The organism is Conyzicola nivalis, from assembly GCF_040548875.1.
Lineage (GTDB): Bacteria > Actinomycetota > Actinomycetes > Actinomycetales > Microbacteriaceae > Conyzicola > Conyzicola nivalis_A.
Map to the genome: position 1 here is coordinate 124,376 of NZ_JBEPSJ010000001.1, position 25,248 is coordinate 149,623.

The 25,248-nt window shown below is 67.8% G+C and carries 24 protein-coding genes; 15 read left to right on the top strand and 9 right to left on the bottom strand.

Annotated features, from left to right (window positions below):
* The first annotated feature begins 2 nt into the window (after positions 1 to 2).
* The 7 genes from ABIE21_RS00605 to ABIE21_RS00635 are packed head-to-tail and all read left to right on the top strand — an operon-like array spanning position 3 to position 7,247.
* Positions 3 to 1,559, top strand: a complete 1,557-nt coding sequence (locus ABIE21_RS00605; protein WP_354022849.1) for a PTS mannitol transporter subunit IICB — start codon at positions 3 to 5, stop codon at positions 1,557 to 1,559.
* A 52-nt stretch (positions 1,560 to 1,611) separates the two neighbouring features.
* Positions 1,612 to 2,046 (top strand): PTS sugar transporter subunit IIA, encoded by a 435-nt coding sequence (locus ABIE21_RS00610; protein ID WP_354022850.1) that lies wholly within the window; start codon positions 1,612 to 1,614, stop codon positions 2,044 to 2,046.
* 5 nt (positions 2,047 to 2,051) lie between these two features.
* Positions 2,052 to 3,188, top strand: coding sequence for a mannitol-1-phosphate 5-dehydrogenase (locus ABIE21_RS00615; protein WP_354024376.1), 1,137 nt, complete (start codon positions 2,052 to 2,054; stop codon positions 3,186 to 3,188).
* A gap of 13 nt (positions 3,189 to 3,201) precedes the next feature.
* Positions 3,202 to 4,011, top strand: a complete 810-nt coding sequence (locus ABIE21_RS00620; protein ID WP_354022851.1) for a carbon-nitrogen hydrolase family protein — start codon at positions 3,202 to 3,204, stop codon at positions 4,009 to 4,011.
* A 49-nt stretch (positions 4,012 to 4,060) separates the two neighbouring features.
* Entirely contained in the window at positions 4,061 to 5,113 is a 1,053-nt protein-coding gene (locus ABIE21_RS00625) for a response regulator (protein ID WP_354022852.1), read from the top strand.
* Positions 5,110 to 5,499, top strand: coding sequence for a response regulator (locus ABIE21_RS00630; RefSeq protein ID WP_354022853.1), 390 nt, complete (start codon positions 5,110 to 5,112; stop codon positions 5,497 to 5,499). The genes ABIE21_RS00625 and ABIE21_RS00630 overlap by 4 nt, the downstream gene beginning before the upstream one ends.
* Entirely contained in the window at positions 5,496 to 7,247 is a 1,752-nt protein-coding gene (locus ABIE21_RS00635; protein WP_354022854.1) for a PAS domain-containing sensor histidine kinase, read from the top strand. The genes ABIE21_RS00630 and ABIE21_RS00635 overlap by 4 nt, the downstream gene beginning before the upstream one ends.
* Before the next feature lie 18 nt (positions 7,248 to 7,265).
* Here ABIE21_RS00635 and ABIE21_RS00640 read toward each other — a convergent pair whose 3' ends face one another.
* Positions 7,266 to 8,462, bottom strand: coding sequence for a pyridoxal phosphate-dependent aminotransferase (locus ABIE21_RS00640; RefSeq protein WP_354022855.1), 1,197 nt, complete (start codon positions 8,460 to 8,462; stop codon positions 7,266 to 7,268).
* A 131-nt stretch (positions 8,463 to 8,593) separates the two neighbouring features.
* Here ABIE21_RS00640 and ABIE21_RS00645 point away from each other — a divergent pair, with 131 nt between their 5' ends.
* The 4 genes from ABIE21_RS00645 (at position 8,594) to ABIE21_RS00660 (ending at position 12,732) form a co-directional block, all read left to right on the top strand.
* Complete coding sequence (locus tag ABIE21_RS00645) at positions 8,594 to 9,118, top strand: hypothetical protein (RefSeq protein ID WP_354022856.1); 525 nt, start codon at positions 8,594 to 8,596, stop codon at positions 9,116 to 9,118.
* Positions 9,119 to 9,261: 143 nt separating this feature from the next.
* Positions 9,262 to 9,930, top strand: coding sequence for a PKD domain-containing protein (locus ABIE21_RS00650; RefSeq protein WP_354022857.1), 669 nt, complete (start codon positions 9,262 to 9,264; stop codon positions 9,928 to 9,930).
* A 195-nt stretch (positions 9,931 to 10,125) separates the two neighbouring features.
* Positions 10,126 to 11,568, top strand: coding sequence for a S1C family serine protease (locus tag ABIE21_RS00655; protein ID WP_354022858.1), 1,443 nt, complete (start codon positions 10,126 to 10,128; stop codon positions 11,566 to 11,568).
* A gap of 114 nt (positions 11,569 to 11,682) precedes the next feature.
* On the top strand, positions 11,683 to 12,732 hold the full coding sequence (locus ABIE21_RS00660; protein ID WP_354022859.1) for a glycosyltransferase family 2 protein: 1,050 nt from the start codon (positions 11,683 to 11,685) through the stop codon (positions 12,730 to 12,732).
* A 7-nt stretch (positions 12,733 to 12,739) separates the two neighbouring features.
* Here ABIE21_RS00660 and ABIE21_RS00665 read toward each other — a convergent pair whose 3' ends face one another.
* Together ABIE21_RS00665 and ABIE21_RS00670 are read right to left on the bottom strand one after the other, a co-directional pair.
* Positions 12,740 to 14,260 (bottom strand): CDP-glycerol glycerophosphotransferase family protein, encoded by a 1,521-nt coding sequence (locus ABIE21_RS00665; protein WP_354022860.1) that lies wholly within the window; start codon positions 14,258 to 14,260, stop codon positions 12,740 to 12,742.
* Positions 14,257 to 15,522, bottom strand: coding sequence for a CDP-glycerol glycerophosphotransferase family protein (locus ABIE21_RS00670; protein ID WP_354022861.1), 1,266 nt, complete (start codon positions 15,520 to 15,522; stop codon positions 14,257 to 14,259). Before ABIE21_RS00670 ends, ABIE21_RS00665 begins: the two co-directional genes overlap by 4 nt.
* A gap of 96 nt (positions 15,523 to 15,618) precedes the next feature.
* Here ABIE21_RS00670 and ABIE21_RS00675 point away from each other — a divergent pair, with 96 nt between their 5' ends.
* Positions 15,619 to 16,917 (top strand): CDP-glycerol glycerophosphotransferase family protein, encoded by a 1,299-nt coding sequence (locus ABIE21_RS00675; protein WP_354022862.1) that lies wholly within the window; start codon positions 15,619 to 15,621, stop codon positions 16,915 to 16,917.
* Between the two features lie 30 nt (positions 16,918 to 16,947).
* On the opposite strand, the gene ABIE21_RS00680 is transcribed toward ABIE21_RS00675, so the two are convergent.
* On the bottom strand, positions 16,948 to 17,223 hold the full coding sequence (locus ABIE21_RS00680; protein ID WP_354022863.1) for a hypothetical protein: 276 nt from the start codon (positions 17,221 to 17,223) through the stop codon (positions 16,948 to 16,950).
* A gap of 99 nt (positions 17,224 to 17,322) precedes the next feature.
* Here ABIE21_RS00680 and ABIE21_RS00685 point away from each other — a divergent pair, with 99 nt between their 5' ends.
* Entirely contained in the window at positions 17,323 to 18,294 is a 972-nt protein-coding gene (locus tag ABIE21_RS00685) for a DNA topoisomerase IB (RefSeq protein ID WP_354022864.1), read from the top strand.
* 12 nt (positions 18,295 to 18,306) lie between these two features.
* On the opposite strand, the gene ABIE21_RS00690 is transcribed toward ABIE21_RS00685, so the two are convergent.
* The 5 genes from ABIE21_RS00690 to ABIE21_RS00710 are packed head-to-tail and all read right to left on the bottom strand — an operon-like array spanning position 18,307 to position 21,935.
* Positions 18,307 to 18,738, bottom strand: coding sequence for a methyltransferase domain-containing protein (locus ABIE21_RS00690; RefSeq protein WP_354022865.1), 432 nt, complete (start codon positions 18,736 to 18,738; stop codon positions 18,307 to 18,309).
* A 12-nt stretch (positions 18,739 to 18,750) separates the two neighbouring features.
* Positions 18,751 to 19,596, bottom strand: a complete 846-nt coding sequence (locus ABIE21_RS00695; RefSeq protein WP_354022866.1) for a hypothetical protein — start codon at positions 19,594 to 19,596, stop codon at positions 18,751 to 18,753.
* A complete protein-coding gene (locus tag ABIE21_RS00700; RefSeq protein ID WP_354022867.1) occupies positions 19,593 to 20,372 on the bottom strand; it encodes an ABC transporter ATP-binding protein in 780 nt (259 codons plus the stop codon). The genes ABIE21_RS00695 and ABIE21_RS00700 overlap by 4 nt, the downstream gene beginning before the upstream one ends.
* Positions 20,373 to 20,375: 3 nt before the next feature.
* On the bottom strand, positions 20,376 to 21,182 hold the full coding sequence (locus tag ABIE21_RS00705) for an ABC transporter permease (RefSeq protein WP_354022868.1): 807 nt from the start codon (positions 21,180 to 21,182) through the stop codon (positions 20,376 to 20,378).
* Positions 21,183 to 21,242: 60 nt separating this feature from the next.
* The gene (locus ABIE21_RS00710) at positions 21,243 to 21,935 is read right to left on the bottom strand and encodes a phosphocholine cytidylyltransferase family protein (protein WP_354022869.1); all 693 of its coding nucleotides are present in this window, start codon (positions 21,933 to 21,935) and stop codon (positions 21,243 to 21,245) included.
* A gap of 954 nt (positions 21,936 to 22,889) precedes the next feature.
* Between ABIE21_RS00710 and ABIE21_RS00715 the strand changes: the two genes are divergently transcribed.
* Complete coding sequence (locus ABIE21_RS00715) at positions 22,890 to 23,693, top strand: ABC transporter ATP-binding protein (RefSeq protein WP_354024377.1); 804 nt, start codon at positions 22,890 to 22,892, stop codon at positions 23,691 to 23,693.
* Positions 23,669 to 25,237, top strand: a complete 1,569-nt coding sequence (locus tag ABIE21_RS00720; RefSeq protein WP_354022870.1) for a hypothetical protein — start codon at positions 23,669 to 23,671, stop codon at positions 25,235 to 25,237. Before ABIE21_RS00715 ends, ABIE21_RS00720 begins: the two co-directional genes overlap by 25 nt.
* Positions 25,238 to 25,248 lie beyond the last annotated feature (11 nt).

A 25,248-nucleotide genomic window follows, 5' to 3' on the forward strand; every position in this document is an offset into this window, starting at 1 on the left:
CCATGACAACGACGTCTCCAACCAAACGCGGTGGAACACGAGTAGGTGTTCAGAAGTTCGGCACTTTCATCAGTGGCATGGTGCTTCCTAACATCGCCGCCTTCATCGCCTGGGGCCTCATCACGGCCCTCTTCATCGAGACCGGATGGCTGCCGCTGCTCGGCATCGACGCCAGCTGGGTGCAGCAGCTCGGCGGGTGGAGCAGAGACGAAGACGTGGTCAACGCCGGCCTCGTCGGTCCGATGATCACCTACCTGCTCCCGCTTCTGATCGCGAACACCGGTGGCCGCATGGTCTACGGCGTGCGCGGCGGCGTCGTCGGCACCATCGCCACGATGGGCGTGATCGTGGGCGCGGGCATCCCGATGTTCCTCGGCGCGATGATCGTCGGCCCCGGTGCCGCGTGGGTCATGAAGCAGGTCGACAAGATGTGGGCCGGCAAGATCAAGGCCGGCTTCGAGATGCTCGTCGACAACTTCTCCGGCGGAATCGTGGGTGCGGCCCTGGCCGTATTCTCGTTCTTCCTCATCGCCCCCGCGGTAACCGCGATCAGCAACTTCCTCGAGACCGTCGTGAACTTCCTCGTGGTCAGCAGCCTGCTGCCGCTCGCGAGCGTCTTTGTCGAGCCGGGCAAGATCCTGTTCCTCAACAACGCGATCAACCACGGTGTGTTCACACCGCTCGGCACGATCGAGGCAGAGAAGACCGGTCAGTCGATCCTGTTCCTCATCGAGGCGAACCCCGGCCCGGGCCTCGGCATCCTGCTCGCCTTCTCCATCTTCGGAGTCGGTCTGCTTCGTGCCAGCGCCCCCGGCGCGATCCTCATCCAGTTCGTCGGCGGAATCCACGAGATCTACTTCCCCTACGTCCTCGCGAAGCCGCTGCTGGTGCTCGCCGCCATCGCCGGCGGCGCGACTGGTGTGCTCACCAACGTGATCTTCCAGTCGGGCCTCCGCGCTCCCGCGTCTCCCGGATCGATCATCGCGATCCTCGCGCAGACCCCTCCGGGTAGCTTCGTCGGCGTGATCCTCTCGGTCGTCTTCTCGGCCGGTGTCTCGTTCCTCGTGGCATCCGTCATCATCCGCTCCGGACGCAAGCGCGACCTCGAGGCTGTCGCCGCCGGCGACACCGCCCTCGCCGACGCCGTCGCCAAGAACGCGGCCAACAAGGGCCGCGACAGCCAGGTCGGCTCGCTGCTCGGCGCCTCTGGCGGAGCGGCCTACGCCGGCTCCACCGCTCCCGAGGGCACGACGGTCACCCGTCCGATCTCCTCGATCGTGTTCGCCTGCGACGCGGGAATGGGCTCGAGCGCCATGGGTGCGACGGTCATGCGCAACAAGATCAAGAAGGCCGGCATCGAGGGCGTGACTGTCGTCAACCAGGCGATCGCGAACCTCGACGGAGGCGCGGACCTGGTCATCACGCAGCGCGAACTCACGCAGCGTGCCGAGGAGAAGTCGCCGAACTCGATGCACGTCTCGGTCGACAACTTCATGGGAAGCCCCAAGTACGACGAGGTTGTCGCCATGCTGGAGTCGCAGAAGAACGCCGAGAAGTAACACCAGCCACACCACTGCAGCACCGAATAGCCAGGAAGAATAGAGGAAGCCCATGAGCAACGTGCTCGAACTCGCCCAGATCAATCTGCACGGCACGGCAACGACCCCCGCCGAGGCGATTGACGAAGCAGGACGATTGCTGGTCGCATCGGGCGGGGTAACGCCCGACTACATCGACTTCATGCACGCTCGTGAAGCCACCGTGTCGACCTATATGGGCAACTTCCTGGCTATTCCGCACGGCACGAACGAGGGCAAGGACACGATCCTGAAGTCCGCGCTCTCGTTCGTGCGCTACGACGACCCCATCGACTGGGGCGGCAACGAGGTGCGCTTCGTCGTCGGCATCGCAGGCAAGGACGGCGGCCACATGGAGGTTCTCTCCTCCATCGCCGTCGTGTTCAGCGAGGACGACGACGTCGCCAAGCTGCTCGCCGCCGAGACGCCGGAAGAGATCCTCGAGCTGCTCGGAGACGTGAACGCGTGAGCGCTCTGAAGGCAGTGCACTTCGGCGCCGGCAACATCGGCCGCGGATTCGTCGGGCTCATCCTGCACAAGGCCGGCTACGAGGTCGTCTTCGCCGACGTCAACGCCGAGCTCATCGACTCCCTCGCGTCGACGCCCAGCTACGTCGTCACCGAGGTCGGCGACGGGGCGAGCGTGTGGACGGTCGACAACTACCGGGCGCTCAACAGCGCCACCCACGAGGCCGACGTCGTCGCCGAGATCGCGACCGCGAACATCGTCACGACGGCTGTCGGACCGAACATCCTGCGCTTCGTCGCACCGCTCATCGCCGCGGCGATCGCTCAGCGGTCCGCCGATCTGCCGCCGCTCGCCGTGATGGCCTGCGAGAACGCGATCAACGCGACCGACCTGCTCAAGGCGGAGGTCGTCAAGGCGCTGCCCGACGCAGCCCTCGCCGAAGGGGCGGTCTTCGCCAACACGGCGGTCGACCGCATCGTGCCCGGACAGGACCCCGACGCTGGGCTCGACGTCACCGTCGAGTCGTTCTTCGAATGGGCGATCGAGAGCACGCCGTTCGGCGCTGCGACTCCGGTGATTCCCGACGCGCACTTCGTCGACGACCTCGCGCCCTACATCGAACGCAAGCTCTTCACCGTGAACACCGGTCACGCGACCGCCGCGTACCACGGCTTCGCGGCCGGAGTCTCGTCGATGTCGGAGGCGTTCTCGACCCCGGCTATCGCGGCGGAGGTGCGTGCGGTACTGGCGGAGACCAAGGCGCTGCTCGTCGCCAAGCACGACTTCGACCCCGAGGTGCAGCAGGCGTACATCGATAAGAACATGGTGCGATTCGCCAACCCCGAGCTCAGCGACACCGTCGACCGCGTCGGCCGGCAGCCGCTGCGCAAGCTCGGCCGCAACGAGCGGTTCGTCGGCCCGGCCGCCGAACTCGCCGAGCGTGGAATGCCGAGCGATGCCCTCGTGCGCACGATGGGCGTCGCGCTCGCGTTCGACGTACCGGAAGACCCGCAGAGCGTCGAACTGCAGCAGCTGCTCACGTCGCTCCCGGCCGAGTCGTTCGTCGCGCAGGTGAGCGGCCTCGAAGAGGGTCACCCGCTGTTCGCCGACGTCGTCGCAGTCGTGCGCGCACACCAGTCGTAACTAGGCTGACGGTATGAACCCCGTCGAGTCAGCGATCGCCGTAGCCCAGTTCGCCCCGGTCGCCGACTCGGCGTCGAACCTCGCGAGCATCCGTCTGCTCGCCGAGAGAGCGGTCTCGCGAGGCGCGAGCCTCGTGGTCTTCCCCGAGTACTCGTCGTACTTCGAACCCGAGCTCGGCCCGGGCTTCGCGGCGGCCTCCGAGCCGCTCGACGGCCCGTTCGTCGCGGGCCTCGCGGCTCTGGCGACAGAGCTCGCCGTGCACCTCGTCGTCGGAGTCGTCGAGAGCACACACGACGAGGCGCGGTTCTCGAACACGATCGTGGCGGTAGACCCGTCGGGTGCGACTGTCGCGACCTACCGCAAGACCCACCTCTACGACGCGTTCGGGGCGCGCGAGTCCGACTGGGTGGTCGCGGGCACGCTCGACGCCCCCGAGACGTTCGAGTGGGGCGGTTTCACCGTCGGCCTGCAGACCTGCTACGACGTGCGCTTCCCGGAGGTCACCCGCCGCATAGTCGACGCCGGCGCCGACGTCGTGCTGATCCCCGCCGAATGGGTGCGGGGCCCGCTCAAGGAGCACCACTGGCGCACCCTGGTCACCGCACGCGCGATCGAGAACACGATCTACGTCGCCGCGGCCGATCACGCGCCGCCGGTCGGCGCCGGAAACAGCATGGTCGTCGATCCGATGGGCGTCGAGATCGCCACGATCGGGGAGTCCACGGATGTCGCGGTCGCCTGGCTCTCCACGGAGCGGGTCGAGCAGACCCGTGAAATCAACCCGGCTCTTCAATTGCGACGGTTTGTCGTGGCGGTTCGATGAGCGATCTCTCGCCTAGAGTTGACTGAAGTAGTTTCGGGGAGGATGTGCCATGGCTGAGGCCTATCGTGTTGTAGTCGTCGAGGACGATGCGGATGTAGCTTTCTATACCAAGACGGTTCTGGAGAAGCGGGGCGGCTGCGAGGTCGTCACGGTCGCCGATCCGTCGCTCGCTCGCGGCATCATCGCCGAGTTCAAGCCCGACGTCGTCGTCACCGACATCGAGATGCCCGGCCTCAACGGCCTCGAGCTGATGGCGCAGATCCGCTCCGACCAGCCCGGCATCCCCATCGTGGTCATGACGGCGCACATCTCCGTCGACTACGCCGTCGGAGCGCTCAACGGCCAGGCCGACGAATTCCTGATCAAGCCCATCAGCGCGGCCGACCTCGTCGCCGCCGTCATGCGCCTCGCCGCGGACTCCCGCGCGAACCGCGGCGGCTCGGGCACACGCGCGAGCGTGCTCGCTGTGGGCGTGCACCCCGACGACGTCGAGATCGGCGTCGGAGGCATCCTCGCCGCTCACCGTGCGGCGGGCGACACCGTGACCATCGTCACCCTCACCCGCGGAAACGCCAGCGCCGGCTCCACCAACCACCAGAGCGAGTCGCTCGCCGCCGCCGAGCTCATCGGCGCCCGCCTGTTCCTCGAGGACATCGCGGAGTCCGACATCAGCGCCGGCGGTTCCACCGCCGACGCCATCGCGCGCGCCATCGCCGAGGTCAGCCCCACGGTCGTCTACACGCACAGCGCGCACGACGACTCGCGCGCCAACCGCGCCGCCAACGAGGCGACTCTCGCCGTCGCGGCATCCGTACCCAGCGTCTTCGCCTTCCAGAGCCCGAGCTCGACCGTCGACTTCCGTCCGTCGAAGTTCGTCTCGATCGACGGCCACACCGACACCAAGCTCACCCTGGTCGCGCACTTCACGTCGCAGGCCGACGTGCGCACCTACCGCGATCCCGAGCTCGTTCTCGCGACCGCACGATACTGGGGCCGCTTCGGTGGAGGGACCAGCGTCGAGCCCCTCGAGGTTCTGCGCGAAGCGGCACCCGCCGCCGCCGTGGCAGACGCCGAGCCCGCAGTTGTGACCCTCGGCGCGTGACCATCACCGCTCCGACGGCCGTCGTCGACGATCGCGTTCACGTGCTGATCGTCGACGACAGCGAGGACCAGCTGTTGCTGCTCCGCACGTACTTCGAACGCTCCGGTTGCGACGTCGAGGTGGCCTCGACCGCCGAGGAGGCCATCGCCTCGCACGGCTACGTCAACCCGGATCTCGCCGTCATCGACCTCGTGCTCCCCGGCATGGACGGTTGGGCGCTCGCGTCGCTCATGACCGTCGACAAGCCCGACTGCGTCATCGCGATCACCAGCGTGCTCGACGCGGAGGACTACCCCGCCGGGCACCTCTCGCTGCCGAAGCCGGTCACCCGCGCGCACGTGCGCCAGATGCTGCGCGAGAGCATCCCCAAATGGGTCGAGGGGTGAACTTCCTCACCCGGCTCGTCGACACGATTCGCGTCGATAGCGCGCAACCGTTTCTCAAGCAGGCTCCGTTCGCCATAGCGTTCACCGGGGCCGTCGTCATCGTCATGGTGTCGCCGGGTGTCGACTTCACCGTCTGGGCGGCCGCGCTGCTCGGCATGTGGGGCGTGCTCTTCGCCACCGCGCTCTCCGCGCTGTTCACCTACGTGCCCACGCTCGCGCGGCTCGCCATCCTGATCCCGATCCTCGACCTGCTCGCCCTCGGCGCGTTCCGGGCCGGCACCGGCGGCAGCATCTCGCCCTTCGGCTCGCTGCTCATCCTCCCCATCATCTGGATCGCCACCCAGCCCGGACGCAAGTACATCGTCATCGCCGGTGTGGGCACCGCGTTCGCCCTCACCGACATCCTCGGATTCGGCGCACCCAGCACGAACGGCGACCTGCTGCGGTCGATCTTCGCGCCCACCGTCTTCGCCATCGGCGCAGCGATCATCAACGAGGTGTCCCGCCAGAGTCGCGTGCAGCTCGACGCGGTTCGACGACTGGCCGAAGAGCGCGAGGTGATGCTGCGCGGCGCAGAGGACTACACCCAGCGCCTGCGCGAGAACGAGGCGCAGCTGCGGGCGGCAGACAAGTTGACTCGCAGCGTGCTCGACGCCGTCACCGAGCAGTCGGTCATCGGCACCGACGTCACCGGGCGCATAGACGTGTGGAACCCGGGGGCCGAACGGATGCTCGGGCTCACACCCGCGCAGACGCAGGGGCAGCGCTTCGTCTACGAGTTCCACGTCGAGGCCGAACTCGACGACCGGTCCCGCGAACTCAACTACCCGCCGGGGGAGACCGTGCTCACCCCGGGCTTCTCCGCTCTCGTCGAGTCCGCGCGCCTGGGCACCCCCGAGGTCCGCCCGTGGACCTACGTGCGCGCCGACGGCTTGCAGGTCACCGTCGAGGTCGCCGTGACCAGACGCGTCAACGACGCCGGAGACACGGCCGGCTACCTGTTCGTGGCGACCGACATCACCCAGGCCCTCGAGGTCTCGCGCCTGAAGGACGAGTTCGTCGGCCTGATCTCGCACGAGCTCCGCACGCCGCTGAGCTCGATCCTGGGATACCTCGAGCTCATGCGCGACGACGCGGACGAGCCGCTCTCCGACGAGCAGATGATGTACCTCGGCATCGCCGAGCGAAACGCGCACCGCCTGTTGCGACTCGTCGGCGACCTGCTCTTCACCGCGCAGGTCGGTGCGAACTCGTTCAACATCGACGAGTCCGACGTCGACGTGCTGCCGCTCGTGCGTGCCTCGGTGGAGTCGGCGAAACCGACCGCAGCCGCTCAGGGCGTGCTGATCGAATCGCAGCTCGACGACCAGGCCGCCATGGTGCGCGGCGATGCGACCCGCATCGGGCAGGCGATCGACAACCTGCTCTCGAACGCGATCAAGTTCACGCCCCGCGGTGGCAACGTCACGATCACCGTCGCCGACGACGACAAGAACATCTTCGTGCGGCTTACCGACACCGGCATGGGCATTCCCGCGAACGAGCTCGACCAGCTGTTCTCCCGCTTCTTCCGCGCGTCGACGGCGACAAGGGCCGCAGTGCCCGGTGTTGGGCTCGGTCTCACCATCACGAAGGCGATCATCGACGCGCACGGGGGCGACCTCGATGTCGAGAGCGAGGTGGGCGTCGGCACGACGTTCATCGTGCGGTTGCCGAAGCTGTCCGTCGTCGCGGCGCTCAGCAGCTAGGCGAACCCGCGGCCCGGGTCAGCGAGTCAGCCGGCTCAGGCGGCTGGCGGCGTCCTCCAGAACGCTCACCCTCTTGCAGTATGCGAACCGCACGAGCGAGGAGTACTCGGCGCGGTTGCCGTGGCTCACGAAAGCGCTGATCGGAATGCCGACGACCCCCGCGAGGGACGGCAGACGGCGGCAGAACTCCTCCGCGTCGTCGAAACCGAGCGGCGAGGCATCCGCCACTATGAAATAGCCGCCCTTCGGCTGCGTCACGCCGAAGCCCGCTGCGACGAGGCCGGCCGAGAGCAGGTCTCTCTTGTGCGCGAGGTCGGCCGCGACGCCGGCGAAGAACGAGTCGGGTAGCCCGAGGCCTACGGCGATCGCCGGCTGGAACGGGGCGCCGTTCACGAAGGTCAGAAACTGCTTGACGGCGATGATCGCGGCGACGAGCGGCGCCGGGGCGACGAGCCAGCCGATCTTCCACCCGGTCGTGTTGAACGTCTTGCCCGCGCTCGAGATGGTGACTGTTCGTTCGCGCGCCCCCGGCAACGTCGCGATCGGGATGTGCGCCGCACCGAAAACCAGGTGCTCGTAAACCTCGTCGGTCACGATCAGCGCATCGTGTCTGTTCGCGAGCTCGACGATGAGCTGCAGCGTCTCGATGGGCAGCACGGTGCCGGTCGGGTTGTGCGGGTTGTTGATCAGGATGATCCGGGTGCGGTCGGTGACCGCGGCCCGCAGTTCGTCGGGGTCGGGCAGGAATGCGGGCGCGTGCAGCCCGACGGTCACGTGCTTGGCTCCGCTGAGGCCGATGATTGCCCCGTAGGCGTCGTAGAAGGGCTCGAGGGTCACGACCTCGTCGCCCGGTTCGGTGAGGGCGAGGATCGTGGCGGCGAGGGCCTCGGTGGCTCCGGCGGTGACGAGCACCTCGCGGTCGGGGTCGACCGTCATGCCGTAGAAACGCTGCTGATGGGTCGCGATGGCCTCGCGCAGCACGGGCGTGCCGGGGCCGGGGGAGTACTGGTTGAATCCGTCGCTGATCGCCTTGCGAGCCGCTTCGAGCACTTCGGCCGGGCCGTCTTCGTCGGGAAATCCCTGTCCGAGATTGACTGCGCCCGTGCTGACGGCGAGGGCGGACATCTCCGCGAAGATGGTGGGGCGAAGGGCGCCGTCGTCGCCGAGGAGCATCGCTCCGCGAGCGGCGTGCTGCCAGGAACCGGAGACTGTCATCGTGCTTAAACCCTATCGAGTCGTCGAAGGGGTGTTACGCCGTGCGTTGTGGATAATTCTCGAGCCGTGAGGGCTCGTTGAATTATGGTGTGCGGATGCGACCCTCGTTTCGACCGGCGGCAGTAGCTCTCGTGACGGTCGCTGCGCTGTCCGTGTCGGCGTGTGCGCCGCCTTCGCCGGCCAAGCCGCCCAGGCCTTCGCCGTCGAGCACCGCGCTCTTCGCCACCGACGAGGAGGCCTTGGCGGCGGCGGAGGAGGCGTATCGGGAGTACCTGTCGGTCACCGACGCGATCCTGAGTGACGGAGGTTCGGATCCGGAGCGGTTGCTAGTCGTCGCATCGCAATCTGTATACGAAAAGCAGCTCCCCGGATATCGGCACGTTGCGGAAAATGGTTGGCGAGGTACTGGCACGACGCTGGTCGACAGCATTTCGATTCAAGATTTTCAGCCCATGTCCAAGACATCGCAGATAGTCATCCACGCCTGCGTCGATGTTTCGAATGTCGACGTCGTCGATTCGTCGGGCAGGTCCGTTGTGTCTCCATCGCGACCGGAAAGGACCCCATTCGAGGTGGCGTTCACCGCCGCCACATCTGATCGTTCGTTAGTGCTTTCAGGAGAAACGCCATGGTCGGGAAACGATTTCTGCGTGTAGCAGCTTCTTGCTTGACGATCCTTCTACAGCTAGCTGTCGCGACCGTCATTCAAGCGCCGCTCGATGCAGCGCCATTTTGCTCTGACATTGTTAGGCGAACGGTTGGGTGCCCTACTGGCGGTGCAGCCATCGGAGACGGAGTCGTGAACCTCGGCGGCTCTCAGACGAAACCCGGCACCCCCGGCACCTACGACCCTTCCATCCCCGTCGACCCGTCGAAGATGACCGCGGCCGAACGCGACGCGTGGGACGCGGCCCGCGCACAGTACGCCGCCGCGAACGGCCTCCCGTACCGCGATTCCTTCGTTGTGAGAAGTCCTGCAACGACCCCGGTCACCCTCGACGACATCGCGAGTTTCCGCCCGACGGTCGGAATCAACATGATGGAACCGAACGGGTGGATGGTCGTGGGGCTGCCCACCAATTTCTACGCGTCGACGGCGGCGCACGTCGTCGACGGCACGCTGCTGGGATTCCCTGCATCGGTGCGTTTCAGTCCGGTCTCGTGGCGCTGGACGTACGGCGACGGCTCCAGCCGAGCTAGCGCGACCGGCGGAGCCACCTGGGCGGCCTTGGGACTCCCCGAATTCGAGCCCACAGCAACCAGCCACGTATTCAGCACCCCCGGCACCTTTACCATCCAGCTGACGGTCTCCTTCGCCGCCGAGTATCGATTCGGCGGCCCTACCTGGGTTCCCATCGCGGGCACGTTGGCAGTTCCCTCCAATCCCATAGTCGCGACCGCTGGAGACGCGCAGACCGTCCTCGTCGCTCGCGATTGCGTCGCCAACCCCCAAGGCATGGGCTGCTGACAGTGGTGGAGCCACTGATCGACGATCGACGATCGGGTGCGGCTGACCCGTGCCGCTGTGCCGCTTTCTTCGGTCTTCGAAGGGACCAAACAGAGCCGGAAAAGGAGGAGAATAGAACTGCGGTTTGCTCCCAGCGCAGACATAGATAACGCCCAGCTTCGCGGGAGATGCTTACTGCGCTGGAAGGAGCACCCGATGACCGACACCCCCGAGATCCCCGAAACCCCCTCGAACGCAACGCCCGCAGCACCCCCGACGCCCCCGACGCCCCCGGTACCTCGTGCACTCTCCGAGGCACCCGCTCAGTCCACTCAGCCGCTTCCCGACTATGCGGCATCCGCGCCGACACCTCCGTCGGCAGCCGGTTCCGCGAACGCGCCCGCCGCTGAGTCCGCGAACGCCAATGCCGGCGCCTCGTTCCGACGCACCAAGCCCGTTCTGCTCGTCGCCGCTCTCGCGGTCGGCGCCCTCGTCGGCGGAGTCGCCGGCGGCGGCATCGTGCTCGCGTTGAACGGCGACTCGTCGAACTCGTCGGTCTCGGCCAACACGACCCCCGCGAACATCACGGTCAACAACCCCGACAACGCCACCACCGTCACCGCAGTGGCGGCCAAGGCGACACCTTCGGTCGTCACGATCTCCGCCAAGTCCAGCGACTCCGGCGGAACCGGCTCCGGTGTCATCATCAGCGACGACGGCTACGTGCTCACGAACACCCACGTCGTCACCCTCGACGGCGCAACGGGCGACGCGGCCATCTCGGTGCAGACCAACGATGGACGTCTGTTCACCGCCAAGCTCATCGGCACAGACCCGATCTCCGACCTCGCCGTCATCAAGATCGACGACGCCACAGACCTCCAGCCGGCTTCGTTCGCCGACTCGAGCAAGCTCAACGTGGGCGACACCGCCATCGCGATCGGTGCACCCCTCGGGCTCTCCGGCACCGTCACCGACGGCATCGTGAGCGCGATCAACCGCAGCATCACGATCGCCTCTTCCGCAGCCCCGGACAACAGCGAGATAGCTCCGGATACGACCACGCCCGGACAGCAGAGCCCCTTCGAGTTCCTCCTTCCCGAGCGGGAAGAGGAGCAGTCCGCTCCCAGCCAGTCGTCGTCGACGATCTCCCTCGCGGTGATCCAGACCGACGCTGCGATCAACCCCGGCAACTCGGGCGGCGCGCTCCTGAACGCCGACGGCGAAGTGATCGGCATCAACGTCGCGATCGCCAGCGCCGGCGGCTCCTCTGCCGCATCGCAGGCCGGTAGCATCGGTGTCGGCTTCGCGATCCCGGCGAACCTCGCAGAGCGCGTCTCGAAGGAGATCATCGAGAACGGGGCGGCCTCTCACGGCCTCCTGGGTGCGACCATCGGCAACGTGACCGACGAGGCCACCCCAGCCTCGGGTGCCTCGGTCGGAGCGACGGTGCGCGAGATCTCCGCCGGAGGCGCCGCAGAAGCCGCCGGTCTCAAGACCGGCGACATCATCACCGGAATCGACGGCCTCCCGGTCACCAATGCGACCGACCTCACCGCCCAGGTGCGCGCCCTAGCCGGCGGCGCCAAGACGACCATCACGTACGTGCGTGGTGGCGAGGCGACGACGGTCGACGTGACCCTCGGCACCCTCAAGTAGCCGATCCGGGTGAGGGGCACGGGCGCACAGCGCACCGTGTCCCTCACTCGTTAAAGCCCAGCATCGGCGGCTGATAGGCTCGACCGACCCGCCCCAGCACGAGTATTGGACCACATGGCCGCCACGGCAGACACGCTTCCCGGAGTCTCATACGTGATGCCCGTGCTCAACGAGGCGCTCTACATCGAGACCGCGATCACCACCGTCTTGGCGCAGGACTACGCCGGCGAGAAGGAACTGATCCTCGCTCTCGGACCGTCGACGGATGGCACGGACGATATAGTCGATCGCCTCGCGGCGGCCGACCCACGCATCAGCACTGTGCACAACCCGGAGACCGATATCCCGGTCGGCCTCAACCTCGCCATCCGCGCGAGCAAGCACTCGATCATCGTGCGCGTCGACGCGCACTCGGAGCTCGAACCCGGCTACACCAGCCGGGCCATCGAGACCCTCGGCCGCACCAAGGCCGCCAACGTGGGCGGCATCATGCACGCCCGCGGCAAGACCCCGTTCCAGACCGCCGCCGCGCGCGGTTACAACAGCCGGTTCGGGCTCGGCGGCGCCCGGTACCACGGCAGCGGCGAGGAGGGGGCGGCGGAATCCGCCTACCTCGGAGTCTTCCGCCGCGAGGTTCTCGAAGAGGTCGGGTACTTCGACGAGTCCATCCGACGCGGCGAAGACTGGGAACTCAACCTGCGCATCCGCGCGGCCGGCCACACCGTCTGGTTCGACCCGGCGCTCAAGGTGACCTACTGGCCGCGCGAGAGCTGGAACAAGCTCGCCCGGCAGTTCTGCGCGACGGGGATCTGGCGCGGCGAGCTTGTGCGCCGCTACCGCGGACGCAACCCGTGGCGCTTCTTCGTGCCGCCCCTGCTCGTGCTCAACGTGCTCGCGAGTGTGATCCTCCTCGTATTGCAGGTCACCGGCGTGGTGAGCGGATGGCCGAGCGCTCTCGCATCCGTCGTCTATTTCGGCCCGGCCGCCTATATCCTGCTGGTGCTCTGGCTGGCCTTCGTCGCCGACCGCGGTGCGAAGCCGCTCGACCGCTGGTTCTTCGTGGTCGTGCTGCCCACGATGCACCTGAGCTGGGGCGTGGGCTTCATCATCGGCGTGCTGCGCGGCGCACGGGGCACCGTCGACACCTCGCGCACCGAGATCTAGCCGAGACCTAGCCGACAGCCTTACGCGCCAGCAGCCGCACCACGACGCGCGACGCCGACCGTCCGTCGTCGAGCGGGTTGAAGCGGGCCTGCCAGGCGCGGTACTTCTCGGCGTAGCGGGCGCTCACCGCCTCGCGGTCGAGCACGAGCCGCACGAGCTCCGCGGCGTCTTGCACGACGGGGCCGGGCGCTGCCTCGTCGAGGTCGAAGTAGAAGCCGCGCAACTGCTCGCGGTAGTGCTCGAGGTCGGGCGCGAAGAAGAACATCGGCTTGCCGGTGACGCTGTAGTCGAACATGACCGACGAGTAGTCGGTGATGAGGGCGTCGGCGACGAGGAAGAGCTCGGAGACGTCGGGGTAGCCGGTCACGTCGAGCACGTTGCTGGCTCGTACGTCGCGACCGGGCCGCAGCGTGCGGGAGTGCCCGCGGATCAGCGTCACGTAGCCGGGCCCGAGCGCGTCGGTGAACGCGGCGACCTCGAGGTGGTCGATGTGTTCGGGGCGGTCGTCGCGCCAGGTGGGGGCGTAGAGCAGCACGGTGACGCCTTCGGCGATTCCGAGTCGGGCGCGGACGGCCGCACCGTCGCCGGAGACGAGCGTGTCGTCGCGCGGGTACCCCTCCTGCCAGATCGGCCCGAGGTAGGCGTACGCCGAGCGGAACACCGAGGTGCTGTGCGGGTTCTGCGCCAGCAGGATGCTCCACCGGCCGCGCTCGCGGATCGTGGCCAGCGCGGTGCGCAGGCCGACGCCGGGGCGGCCGAGTGCGATCTTCTTCAGCGGGGTGCCGTGCCAGGTCTGCAGCACCGTCTGGAACGAACGCTTGCGGAACCGGTTGCGAAGCCAGTCGTTCACGACGAGCAGACGAGCAGAGCCGCGGATGCGCCACCACTCCGCGCTCCCCTCGATGAGCGCGATGGAACCCTCGGGCACAGGCACCGACGCGTCGACGACGCTCCAGTAGCGGGCGATGTCGGGGCGGGTCGACGCGAACTCGCGATCGAGCGCGAGCGGGTTGCACGTCGCGCTCTGCCCGTAGAAGCTCTCGAAGAACACCGCGTTCAGCGGGGCGCGTTTCGTGGTGCGGTAGTCGAGCTCGAGTGCAGTCTGGCGCTCGACGCCGCGCTCGTCGTCCGCCAACGGGGGCGAGAGCTCGAGCGTGAGCACGTGCGCCGTGGCGGCGAGTTCGAAGCGGAACGCTCCGGGCACGAGCGACGCCTCGGGCAGCGGCGCGGAGACCGTGACGGGCACGTCGACGCCGGACTCGTCGGCGAGAGCCAACGTGTACCGACCTGAGGGCGGAGGCAGGAGATGTCCGCCCCAGCGCGAGGCCAAGAGCGGGAATGAGGCGCGCCAGCCGTCGTCCGACACCTCGACGACAGCGACGAGGTCCTGGCGGGGTCCGCGCAACACCGCCGATGGGGGCGCGCCGGTGCCGGCCAGCTCGAGGCTGGGCTCGGAGCCCCGTGCCACGACGATCGAGTCGATCGTCACGGCGTTCGCAGGGGATCCGGCGGGAGGCGTCGCAGTCATTCGTGCTCTTTCAGCCGGGTGGTTATCTCCCGATACACTCTGTCAGTATTCAGGCCGTCCCGGTACGCGTGGTGCGCCGTGGCGAGGCTCTCGCTGTGCTCGGCGAGGCGTTTGCGGGTGGCCGGCGCGGTGTCTGCTCGCTCGATCAGGTCGAGCGCCTCGCTCCAGGAGGCGGTCTCGGAACCTCCGCTGAACGTCGGGTAGGCGACGTACAGGCCGCGGCTTGCCGTGTACGCGTCGACGTCGGGGGCTAGGAAGACGATCGGCCGCCCGGTGAGCGCGAAGTCGTAGGCGATCGACGAGTAGTCGGTGATCAGCATGTCCACCGCGGGCAGTGCCGGTGTCACGTCGGTGCACAGTCGCGAGTCGAACAGCAGCACACGGTCGCTGAACGCCGGCCCCGCGGCGTAGTCGCCCACGCCGTGCGGGTGCGGGCGCACGAGCAGGATCGAGTCGCTCGCGTCGAGAAGCGCGGCGATGCGCCGCCACTCGTCGTCGGTCGGTATGCCGGGGTCTGCCTCGCCGTCACGCCACGTGGGGGCGTAGAGCAGGATGCGACTGTCGGATGGCGCGATCCCCAGCCGCTCGAAGACCAGCGCGCGGGCAGCCGCCGACCGCTCCGCGTCCTCGCCGCGCAGCAGCACGTCGTCGCGCGGGTCGCCGGTCACGACGACCCGGTCGTTGGGCAGGTCGAACGCGGTGCGCAGCCGACGGGCGGAGACCTCGGATGCCGCGGGGAGGATGTCGATGGACCTCGCGGCCCTGCGGTACATGAGCCGCAGCATCCTCCGCAGCAGCGCGGAATCCGGCAGCAGCCGCGTGCGCAGCGTCTCTGCCGAGTCGAGGTTGATGCGTTTGAGCGGGATGCCGTGCCAGAGCTGCACCACGAAGCCGCCGGTGATGCCGTAGCGATTGGCGTCGCCGAAACCGTGGGTGACCACGATCACCCGCGCACGCAGGGTGGCCCAGAGGCCCTGGCGCGACGACTTGAGCACCGCGGGGATCGAGAGGCGCGCGGCGGTCGCCAGATCGGACTCGTCTCGGGCCAGCCAGAGGAGGCGGCGCCCCGGTCGCTCCCGCTCGGCTACACGGTAGAGCGCGAGGGCGCCTTCGCCGATGCCCGGACCCGACCCGAACACCCAGAGGTCGCGGCGGCGGGGCACCAGCAGGCTCGCGACGGCGCCGAGCGCGTACCCCGGAAGGGCGAGCAGCTTCTTCGCGTTGCCCGCGGCGAAGGTGATTGCAGGCGTGGTCTCAGGCACACCCGAGCGTAACAGCCGAGCGTGTGTCGGGTATCAGGTGGGTAACGGTCGGCCCCGAACTGGGGTTCACACATGCGACCCTGTTTTAATCGGGGAGTGCCACTCCTCAAAGACGTCAGGGCCGCTCGTCGAGTGCTCCGCAACATCCTCCGTTCCCGCCGCGCCCGCGCCGAACTCGCCCGTCGCCTTCCGAGCGTGCCGAGGCCCGCGGACAAGAGCGTCGATGTCGTGGTCTACTTCGCCGACACCCGGGTGAACCTGTACCAGATCCGGCAGTGGTACGCGCCGCTGGCCGAGCTGTCGAAGACGCGCCCGGTCACGATCATCGCCCGGTCTCCCGGCACGATGCTCACACTGCTCGACGAGTCGCCGGTGCCCGTCGTGTACCTGCGCCAGGTCGCCGACCTCGAGCGGTTCATCCAGTCGCAGGACATCAAGATGGTGTTCTACGTGAACCAGAACACCAAGAACTTCCAGATGTTCCGCTACGGCCGCATGTGGCACGTTTTCATCAACCACGGTGAGAGCGACAAGATGTACATGACGACCAACCAGTTCAAGGCCTACGACAAGAGCCTGATAGCCGGAGACGCGGCACGCGACCGGCTCAGCCGCAAGCTCTGGGACTTCGACCTCGACCGCAAGACCATCTCGATCGGACGCCCGCAGGCGGACCACTTCGCCGGGGCCCTTCCGTACCCCGCCGACGACCGCACCGTCGTGCTGTACGCGCCCACCTGGGAAGGCGACCGGGCATCTGCCGCCTACGGGTCGATCGCCAGCCACGGCGTGACGCTCGTCGCCGCCCTGCTCGCCACGGGCACGCACCGCGTGCTCTACCGCCCGCACCCCCGCAGCGGAGTCATCGACCCCGCCTACGGCGCAGCCAACCAGCAGATCATCGCCGCCATCGCCGCAGCGAACGCCGCAGACCCGTCGGCACACCACATCTTCGACGACGGAAACGAACTGGGCTGGCAACTGTCGGGGGCGGATGTCGCGATCTCCGACGTGTCGGCCATGGTCTACGATCGCCTCGCCACTGGTAAGCCGCTCGTCGTGACCCGTCCGCTCTCTGCGCTCGCGGACGTCGACGAGGGCGGCTACCTCGGCGACTGCGAGTGGCTTGACGCAGACGCCGCCGGCGACATCGTGGCGATCGTCGACCGCGTGCAGAACAGCGACGAGGCGAGGCAGAAGCTCACCTTCTGGGTCGAGCGCCACTTCGGCGACACCACCCCCGGGGCCGCGACCGCGCGCTTCCACGGAGCCGTCGAGCAGCTCGTCGCCGACTGGGAGCGCAACGCGCTGCTGCACGCCGACGATGCGGCGGCGAGCGAGCCGGCACCGTTCGACGACGACGACGACGAGGACTCGATCGGCGACAACGACTGACCGGCACGCGCCCGACAGACACCGGGCGGCTCAGAAGCTCACCCGCCACAGGTACTCGTCTCCGTTCGGGCGAAACCAGCGCACGATGACCACGGAGTTGCGACTCAGGTCATGACCCTGCGCGGAGAACGCGACGATGCCGCCTGGCAGCACCCGCCTGGTGCTGATCGGTAGCATCAGACCCGAGCCGAGGAGGCTCAGCCGAACGCTGTCGAGGGTCTCGGCGCTGCGGTTGACGAGGTAGTAGCGGAAGGGCGCGCGAGACCGGTCGACGACGAACGGAACGCGATAGGCGAGTGGTTGCATGGCGGCACGGTAGGTTGCGCCAACGACCTATTCGGCGGCGCTGTGCAAGCCCTTCGGCGCGATTAATTTGTGGGGGAGAGGCGGCGTAACGTCGAGCGCATGCCACGACTGAGACGAAGCAACCTCACCGCGCCCGGGCTGGGGCGGGTGCGCCGCGGCCGGGGATTCTCTGTGCGCGACGCCCGCGGGCTCGCCGTGAAGGACCCGGCGACGGTCGAGCGCGTCGACGCTCTCGCCATCCCGCCGGCGTGGGAAGACGTCTGGATCGCCCCGCACCCCAACAGCCACATCCAGGCGACCGGGGTGGACGAGGCAGGCCGCCGCCAGTACATCTACCACTCGTTCTGGCGCGAGAAGAAGGACAAGGCGAAGTTCGACCGCGCGCTCGAGCTGTGCGAGGCACTGCCCAACGCGCGCCGCAAGGTCACCTCCGACCTGCGCGGCGACGGGCCGACCCGTTCGCGCGTGCTCGCGGGTGCGTTCCGAATGCTCGACACCGGGGCTCTCCGAGTCGGTTCCGAGCGTTACGCGCAGACCAACGGCAGCCACGGACTGTCGACGCTCCTCTGCGCGCACGCGAAGGTGAGCGGCACGACCATCACGCTCAAGTTCCCGGCGAAGAGCGGTCAGGAATGGAGCTCGGAGATCACCGACGTCGACCTCGCGGCCCTGCTTTCCTCGTTGAAGCGCCGCGGGCCCACCGCGCGACTGCTCGCCTATCGCGATGACGACGGCGAGTGGCATCCGGTCTCCGCGGAGGAGATCAACGCCTACCTGCGCGAGCGCACCGGCGGGGAGTTCTCGGCCAAGGACTTCCGCACGCTCCGGGGCACGGTCGCGGCGGCGCTCAGCCTCGCGAAGCACGGCCCGGAGGCCACTCGGTCGAAGCGCAATCGGGCGCTCGCCCAGGCGATGCGTGACGCGGCCGCCGTGCTCGGCAACACCCCGTCGATCGCGAAGAAGAGCTACGTCGACCCGCGGGTCGTCGAGAAGTACCGTCGCGGCAAGACCATCGACGCGGCGCGACCCGATTCGGCCGAGACGCAGCTGCGCGAGCTTCTCGGCGGGTGAACCGGACGGGCTTCAGTCGAGGGCCACGCGCCGTAGCGGGTCGCCGGTGTCGACGAACAGCGCGCCGCCGGGCGTGACGGCACGGGCAACGGCACGGATCGCCGCGTCGTAGAGCCGCGGATGCCGGCCGTCCAGGGCGCCCACGCGGCAGGCGAAGGCGAGGTCGAAGGGTTCGACACCGGGGGGAAGCGCGAAGTCCTCCACTGTCGCGCAGAGCGTCGAGAGAAGCCCAGCGTGGATCTCGGCCGAGCAGTTCTTGCGGGTGAGATCGATCCCCGCCGCCGAGCGGTCGAGAACCAGGATGTGGCCTTCGGGCGCGATGCGGCGTGCGACCTCGCGCGCCGCGGCACCCGGCGCACCCCCGACCTCGAGCACGCGCAGGCCGGGCCGCAGCGGCAGCGCGTCGACCACGGCGAGAAGCCGGGACGAGAGCGCGCCACCCATGGTCGAACCGGTCTACTCCGCCGGATCCACGGGGAAGTCGCGCTGGGCCTTGTCGAGCGCGCGCTGCGTGCGCGACGGCCTAGGAGGCCTCGGGCCGCGCAGACGCTTCGGCTCGCGCTCGGCGCGCGGCGGCTTCGGCTCCTTGGGGGCGCGCACCCGCAGGGCGAGCGCGGCGGGGAACTCGGCGGGCGCGGCGCGGAAGGCCTCGCGTGAGCTGCGGATGATCTGTCTGCCCAGCAGGTTGTTGCCCGTGCCGCCGACTACTGCGCCGATGCCGAAGGGGATGGCGCGGCCGACGATGTTGGTGCCCTGGGTCACGGCGAAACGCTTGACGAAAGTCTTCTTCAGCTGGTCGGCGATCTGCCCCATCGCCGCCTGCGGCACGCTCTTCGTGACCAGCTCGCCCCAGAACTTGTTGCGCACGGGACCCGAGCCCGTGGCCTGGCTGGCGAGCTGCTTGACGAGGTCGGTGCCTGCGGAGCCGAGGATGAGCGTCATGACGAGCGTGCGGGCGCGGTCGGGGTCGTCGACGGCGATGCCGTGCACCTCGGTGACAGACTGGGCGAACAGGGCGCTTGCCTCGAGGAAGCCGCCGGTCTCGACCGTGGAGAGGGCGAGGGATGCGCCGATCCCCACCGCGGGCAGGACAGCGCTCGCGCCGACGAGCGCTCCGCCGGTGGTCACGGCCGCGAGGAAGCGGCGTTCGAGGATACGGATGACCTCCTCGGGCGTCGCTTCGGGGTTACGCGAGCGGATGCTGTGCAGGTGCGCGAGCACCGCGGGGCGCTGCACCGTGAGCACCCGGTCGATGCCGGAGACGACGAAACGGTTCGCGTGGGGGGATTCCTGGGTGGTCATGCAACTCCGTAGTCTGCGTTGTATCTCGAGAGCACCTCGGCGATCGGCGCGTCGAGGACGAGCCTGCCCTTGTCGAGGTACAGCCCGCGCGAGCAGAAGCGGCGCAGGTCTTTCTCGTTGTGCGAAACGATGAACAGCGTGCGCCCTCCGGCGAGGAGCTCCTCGATGCGCTTGTAGCACTTCTCCTTGAAGGCGCGGTCGCCGACTGCGAGAACCTCGTCGACGAGGATGATCGGCTCTTCGAGGCGTGAGACGACCGAGAAGGCGATGCGCACCTTCATGCCGCTCGACAGGTGCTTGTAGGGGGTGTCGAGAAACTCCCCGATCTCGGCGAACTCGATGATCTCGTCGAACTGGGCGGCGATCTCGGTCTTCTTCATGCCGTGGAGACCCGCGGTGAGATAGACGTTCTCCCGCACCGAGAGGTCGTTGACGAACCCGCCGGTGATCTCGATGAGCGGAGCCACGCCGCCCCGGACGTCGACGCGTCCCTCGTCGGGCAGCACGACCTCGGCGACGAGTTTGAGCAGCGTCGACTTTCCCTGCCCGTTGCGCCCGACGACGCCGATCGCCTCGCCCGGCTGCACGTCGAAGGTCACGTTGCGCAGCGCCCAGAACTCTCCCGGCCGGGTGCGACGTGCGCGTGCGCTGAAGAGGTCTTTGAAGTTGCGACGGGCTCGGCGGTTGCGGCGATAGCGGATGCCCGCATCCGTCACCGAAATCACCGCGGTCGACTTGTCGGCCGCCGGTCGTTCGATGAGCTCACTCTGGGACAAGGTCTAGATCTCTTTCAGCACCGAACGAATGGTGCGCTTGAAGACGAACATGCCGATGCACAGGATGACGATACTCATTCCGGCTGAGACCGCCACCATGAACCAGTCGAGTTCCGCGGCGAAGAACGCGGAACGGTAGACGGAGAAGATGCCACTGAGCGGGTTGAACGCCGCCCAGAAATGGAGGTCGATCGGAACCCGCGGCAGGTCGGTGACCCCGTAGATGATGGGAGACGCGTAGAAGAGGAAGCGCAGTCCGAGCTTGACGGCCCGCTCCAGGTCGCGGAAGAAGACGACGAGTGGAGCCACGATCAGGCCGACGCCGATGGTCAGGACGAGCTGTATGGCGATCGCCAAGATGAAGAAAGCCACATTGGGATTGACTTCTGCGCCACCGACGATTACGAAGAACACCAGAACCGGCAGGCTCGCCAGAAACTCGATGCCCTTCGAGAGGACCAGGCTCACCACCCAGATGGTTCGTGGGATCTTCGTCGACCGCACGAGCTTGGCCTCGCGCACGAACGCGCGCGTGGAATCGGATACAGCGCCGGTGAACCAGGTCCACGGCAGCAGGGCCGCCAGCAAGAAGACGATGTACGGCTCCGCGCCGACGGCGCGCTGGAAGATCACGGTGAAGACGAACCAGTAGATACCCGCCATGACCAGCGGGTCGAGGATCGACCAGAAGTACCCGAGGAAGCTCGTGGAGTAACGAACCCGGAGGTCGCGCTTCGTGAGCAGCCACAGGGACTGCCAGTAGCGCGCCAGCGGAGAGCGAACGGATCGCTCGGGTAGTGCAACGGTCACGAAGGTCCTTTAGGGCTTAACGGGCACCTGTCGGCGGACCGCTTCCCCCGTTGCAACCGGTTAGACGAAGAGGTTCGCCCGTTCCAGGTCTTCAGCGAAGTCGATCTCTACAGCGTAGAGATCGGAGATGTCCACCGGCTCAATGTGCAGCTTGTCCTGCTCAATGGCCAACTCTATGCCACGTTCGAAATAGTCCTGATCGCCGACGCGCTTGAGCTGGCGCAGCAGAACGGCCTTGTCGTCGCGGGAGATGTAGTTGATGCCGACGGCCTCGCCGAGACCGTTCTTCACGGTCTTCGAGAGCTCCTTGATGTAGCCCTCCGCGTCGGTGGTGTACTTGACCTCTTCGTCGGAGACCTTCGCGGTGTTGACCGAGACGAAGGACTGGTCGCGGGCGACCAGCTTGGCAGCGCGCTCGAGCGCTGCGGGGTCGAAGACCACGTCGCCGTTCATCCAGAGGACGCCGCCGGGGGCGGATGCCTGGAGAGCGCGCATCAGGCTCTTCGAGGTGTTGGTCTGGTCGTACTGCTCGTTGTAGACGAAGGATGCCTCGGGGAAAGCCTCGATGATGTGCTCGAGCTTGTAGCCCACGACGACCGTGACCTGTGCTGCCTTGCCGAAGGCCTGGTGGATGTTGTCGAACTGCTGCCCCATGATGGTGCGGCCGTCGGCGAGCTCGGTAAGTGGCTTCGGCAGGGTGCGGCCGAGACGGCTGCCCATTCCGGCGGCCAGAATCACGATCTGCGTGGTCACGATGAGTCTCCTTGTTGTCAATCTACTTCTGCGAAGCAACAACACACTGTGGCTTGTTTGCCTGTTGTTTGCCTGTAGGTGAATTTCTGGACACACCATTGTGCTTGGGTAAATTTAGCAGCGACCCTCGTCCGCGGGCCAGAGGCCCGCGGCTGATGTTGTCGATTCGTGATGGAAGCTCTGACAGTCGTCGGCGGTTGGTACGGTGGACACGTGGATTCCGAACCCGACCTGCCCGAGGCCCAGCCGACGCCGCAGGTAGACACCCCGGCCGCTCGAACATCCAGCACGACCAAGAAGGCGCCGACTCCGCGCAAACCGGCGACACCCCGCACGACCACCGCTCGCACGCCGAAGCCTGCGGCAGACGCCGCCACCGGCGAGACCGCCGTGAAGCCCGCCACCCCGCGCAAGACGACGTCGCGCAGCACAGCGAAGCCCGCCGGGCAGACGGGCAAGACGACGCAGCCGCGCACGACGCAGCCCCGCACCACCCAGCCCCGCACCACGCGCCCGAAGCCGGCGAGCTCCGACGCCGCCACCACGACGCCGGCCAAGAGCGCCACCTCGAAGAGCCCGGCGCCGAAGAGCGTCCCCGCCAAGCGCCCGCCCGCCGCCAAGACGACCGCGCGCGCCAAGGCCGCCGCGCAGCCGGCGTCCGGCGACGTGGCCTCCGTTGTCGACTCCCAGCTTCCCGAGGCCACGGAGGCTCTGCTCACCGAGAGTCCGGCGCCCGTCGAGACGCTGAACGCCGAGGAGACTCGGGCCGAGACGGTAGAAGAATCCGTGGCATCCGAGACCACCACCACCGCCCCGAAGCCGCCCGTGCGTCGCGCACCGTCGAAGCGGCCCGCGTCTCAACCCCGCACTCCGGCGGCCAAACCGAAGACGCCGTCGTCCGAGGTCGTGTCGCAGGTATCGGCGCCCGAGCCCGACGTGAAGAACGTCGCGACCATTGAGAACGTCGAAGTCGTCGAGGTGGCGGCACCGGTCGAGCGCGAGGTCGTGCTCAAGGTCACCGGCCTCGTCAAGCGGTTCGACGACACGACAGCCGTCGCCGGCATCGACCTCGAGATCGTCGCCGGATCGTTCTTCGGAATCGTCGGCCCGAACGGTGCAGGCAAGACGACGACTCTGTCGATGGTCACCGGACTGCTGCGCCCGGACGCGGGCAGCGTCACTGTGCACGGCGCCGACGTCTGGACCAATCCCGTGGTCGCGAAGCGCACCATGGGAGTGCTGCCCGACCGGTTGAGGCTCTTCGACCGGCTCACCGGTTCGCAGCTGCTCTACTACTCCGGCATCCTGCACGGCCTCGACAAGAAGGTGGTGCGCAGCCGTAGCGCCGACCTCGCCGCGGCATTCGGCCTCGAGGAGTCGCTCGACCGTCTCGTCACCGACTACTCCGCCGGCATGACGAAGAAGGTCGCGATCGCAGCGGCGATGATCCACTCGCCGAGGCTCCTCGTTCTCGACGAGCCCTTCGAGTCGGTCGACCCGGTGTCGGCAGCCAACGTCATCGAGATCCTGCAGAAGTACGTCGCCGCCGGCGGCACCGTGGTGATGTCGAGCCACACCATGAACCTCATCGAGCGCATCTGCGACTCGGTCGCGGTGGTGGTGAACGGCGCTATTCTCGCGAGCGGCACCATGGCCGAGGTGCGCAACGGCAAGACCCTCGAGGAGCGGTTCGTCGAGCTCGCCGGTGGTCGCAAGGCGGCGGAGGGCATGGAGTGGTTGCACAAATTCTCCGACTGAAGCTCAGGCTTCTCGGAAACTCGTTTCGTCGCAGTCCCTGGCAGCTCGTCGCGCTCGCGCTCGGTCTGCTCTACGGACTAGCCACAGCCGTTCTCGTCGTCGGCGGTCTCTTCGCCCTCCGGTTCTTCGAAGTCGACGTGGCCGCGAGCGCCACGATCGTGCTCGGCGCGACCGTGCTCGTCATCTACACGGTCCTTCCGCTCATCCTCGGCATCGACGACACCCTCGACCCCCGCAAGTTCGCCCTGTTCGGCATCGCCAACAACAAACTCGCCACCTACCTCGCCCTCGCGTCGTTCATCTCCGTGCCCACTGTCGTCATCGCCATCATGGCGGTCGCGCAGATCGCCACGTGGAGCCGAGGCCCCATCCCGGTGCTCCTCGCCACAGTCGGGGCCGTGCTCATCGTCGTCACCGCTGTGCTGTCGGCGCGCATCTCGACGTCGATCGCCGCGTTCCTGCTCTCGACCAGGCGCGCACGCGACACGACGGGCATCCTCGGCCTGCTGGCCCTCATCAGCCTGTCGCCGGTGATCTTCGCCCTCGTCTCGGTCGACTGGGCGAAAGAGGGCCTCGACGTGCTCGCCTCGGTCGCGCGGGTGGTCGGCTGGACCCCGCTCGGCGCCGCCTGGGCGATACCCGCGGATGCCGCGGCCGGCGACGTCGGAGGCGCGATGCTCAAACTGCTCATCGCGGTCGCGTGGGTGGGTGTGCTCGCGGTCGCCTGGCGGGCGCTCGTCGCCACGATGCTGGTGACCCCCCAGCGCCAGGCCCATGCGCGCAAGTATTCGGGCCTCGGTTGGTTCGCCGTCTTTCCCGCCACCCCGACCGGTGTGATCGCCGCCCGCAGCGTGACCTACTGGCTGCGCGACTCGCGCTACGGCGCATCGCTCATCGCCATCCCGTTCATCCCCATCTTCATGGTGATCGCGCTCGTGATCGGCGTCGGTCCGCTGCCGCTCATAGCCCTGCTTCCGCTGCCCGTCATGTGCCTCTTCCTGTCGTGGTCGATGCACAACGACGTGGCGCTCGACAGCACCGCCGTGTGGCTGCACCTGTCGGCGAGCACCTCCGGGCGCGCAGACCGGCTCGGCCGGCTGATACCCGCCCTCACCGTCGGCATCGTCGCGATCGCCGTCGGCTCCGTGGTGAGCAGCTGGGTCTACGGAGACTGGGACGTACTGCCCAGCCTGGTCGGGGTGAGCGCGGCGATCCTGCTCAGCGGTCTCGGGCTGTCGAGCATCATGTCGGCACGTTTCCCGTACCCCGCCGTGCGCCCCGGCGACAGCCCGTTCGCGCAACCGCAGAGCGGCAGCCCCGCCGGCACCATCCAGGCCCTCTCCTTCCTCGCCATCCTGCTGTTCGCCGCTCCGTCTCTGTTCGCCGCCGTCCTCGGCATCATGTACGGCGGCTTCTGGCCGCTCGTCGCGCTCGGCACGGGGGTCGTCATCGGCGTCGGCATGCTTCTCATCGGCATCTTCTGGGGAAGCGTGATCTTCGAGCGCCGTGGTTCGCAGATCCTGGCATTCGCCATGCGCAACTAGCCGCTGCGAAC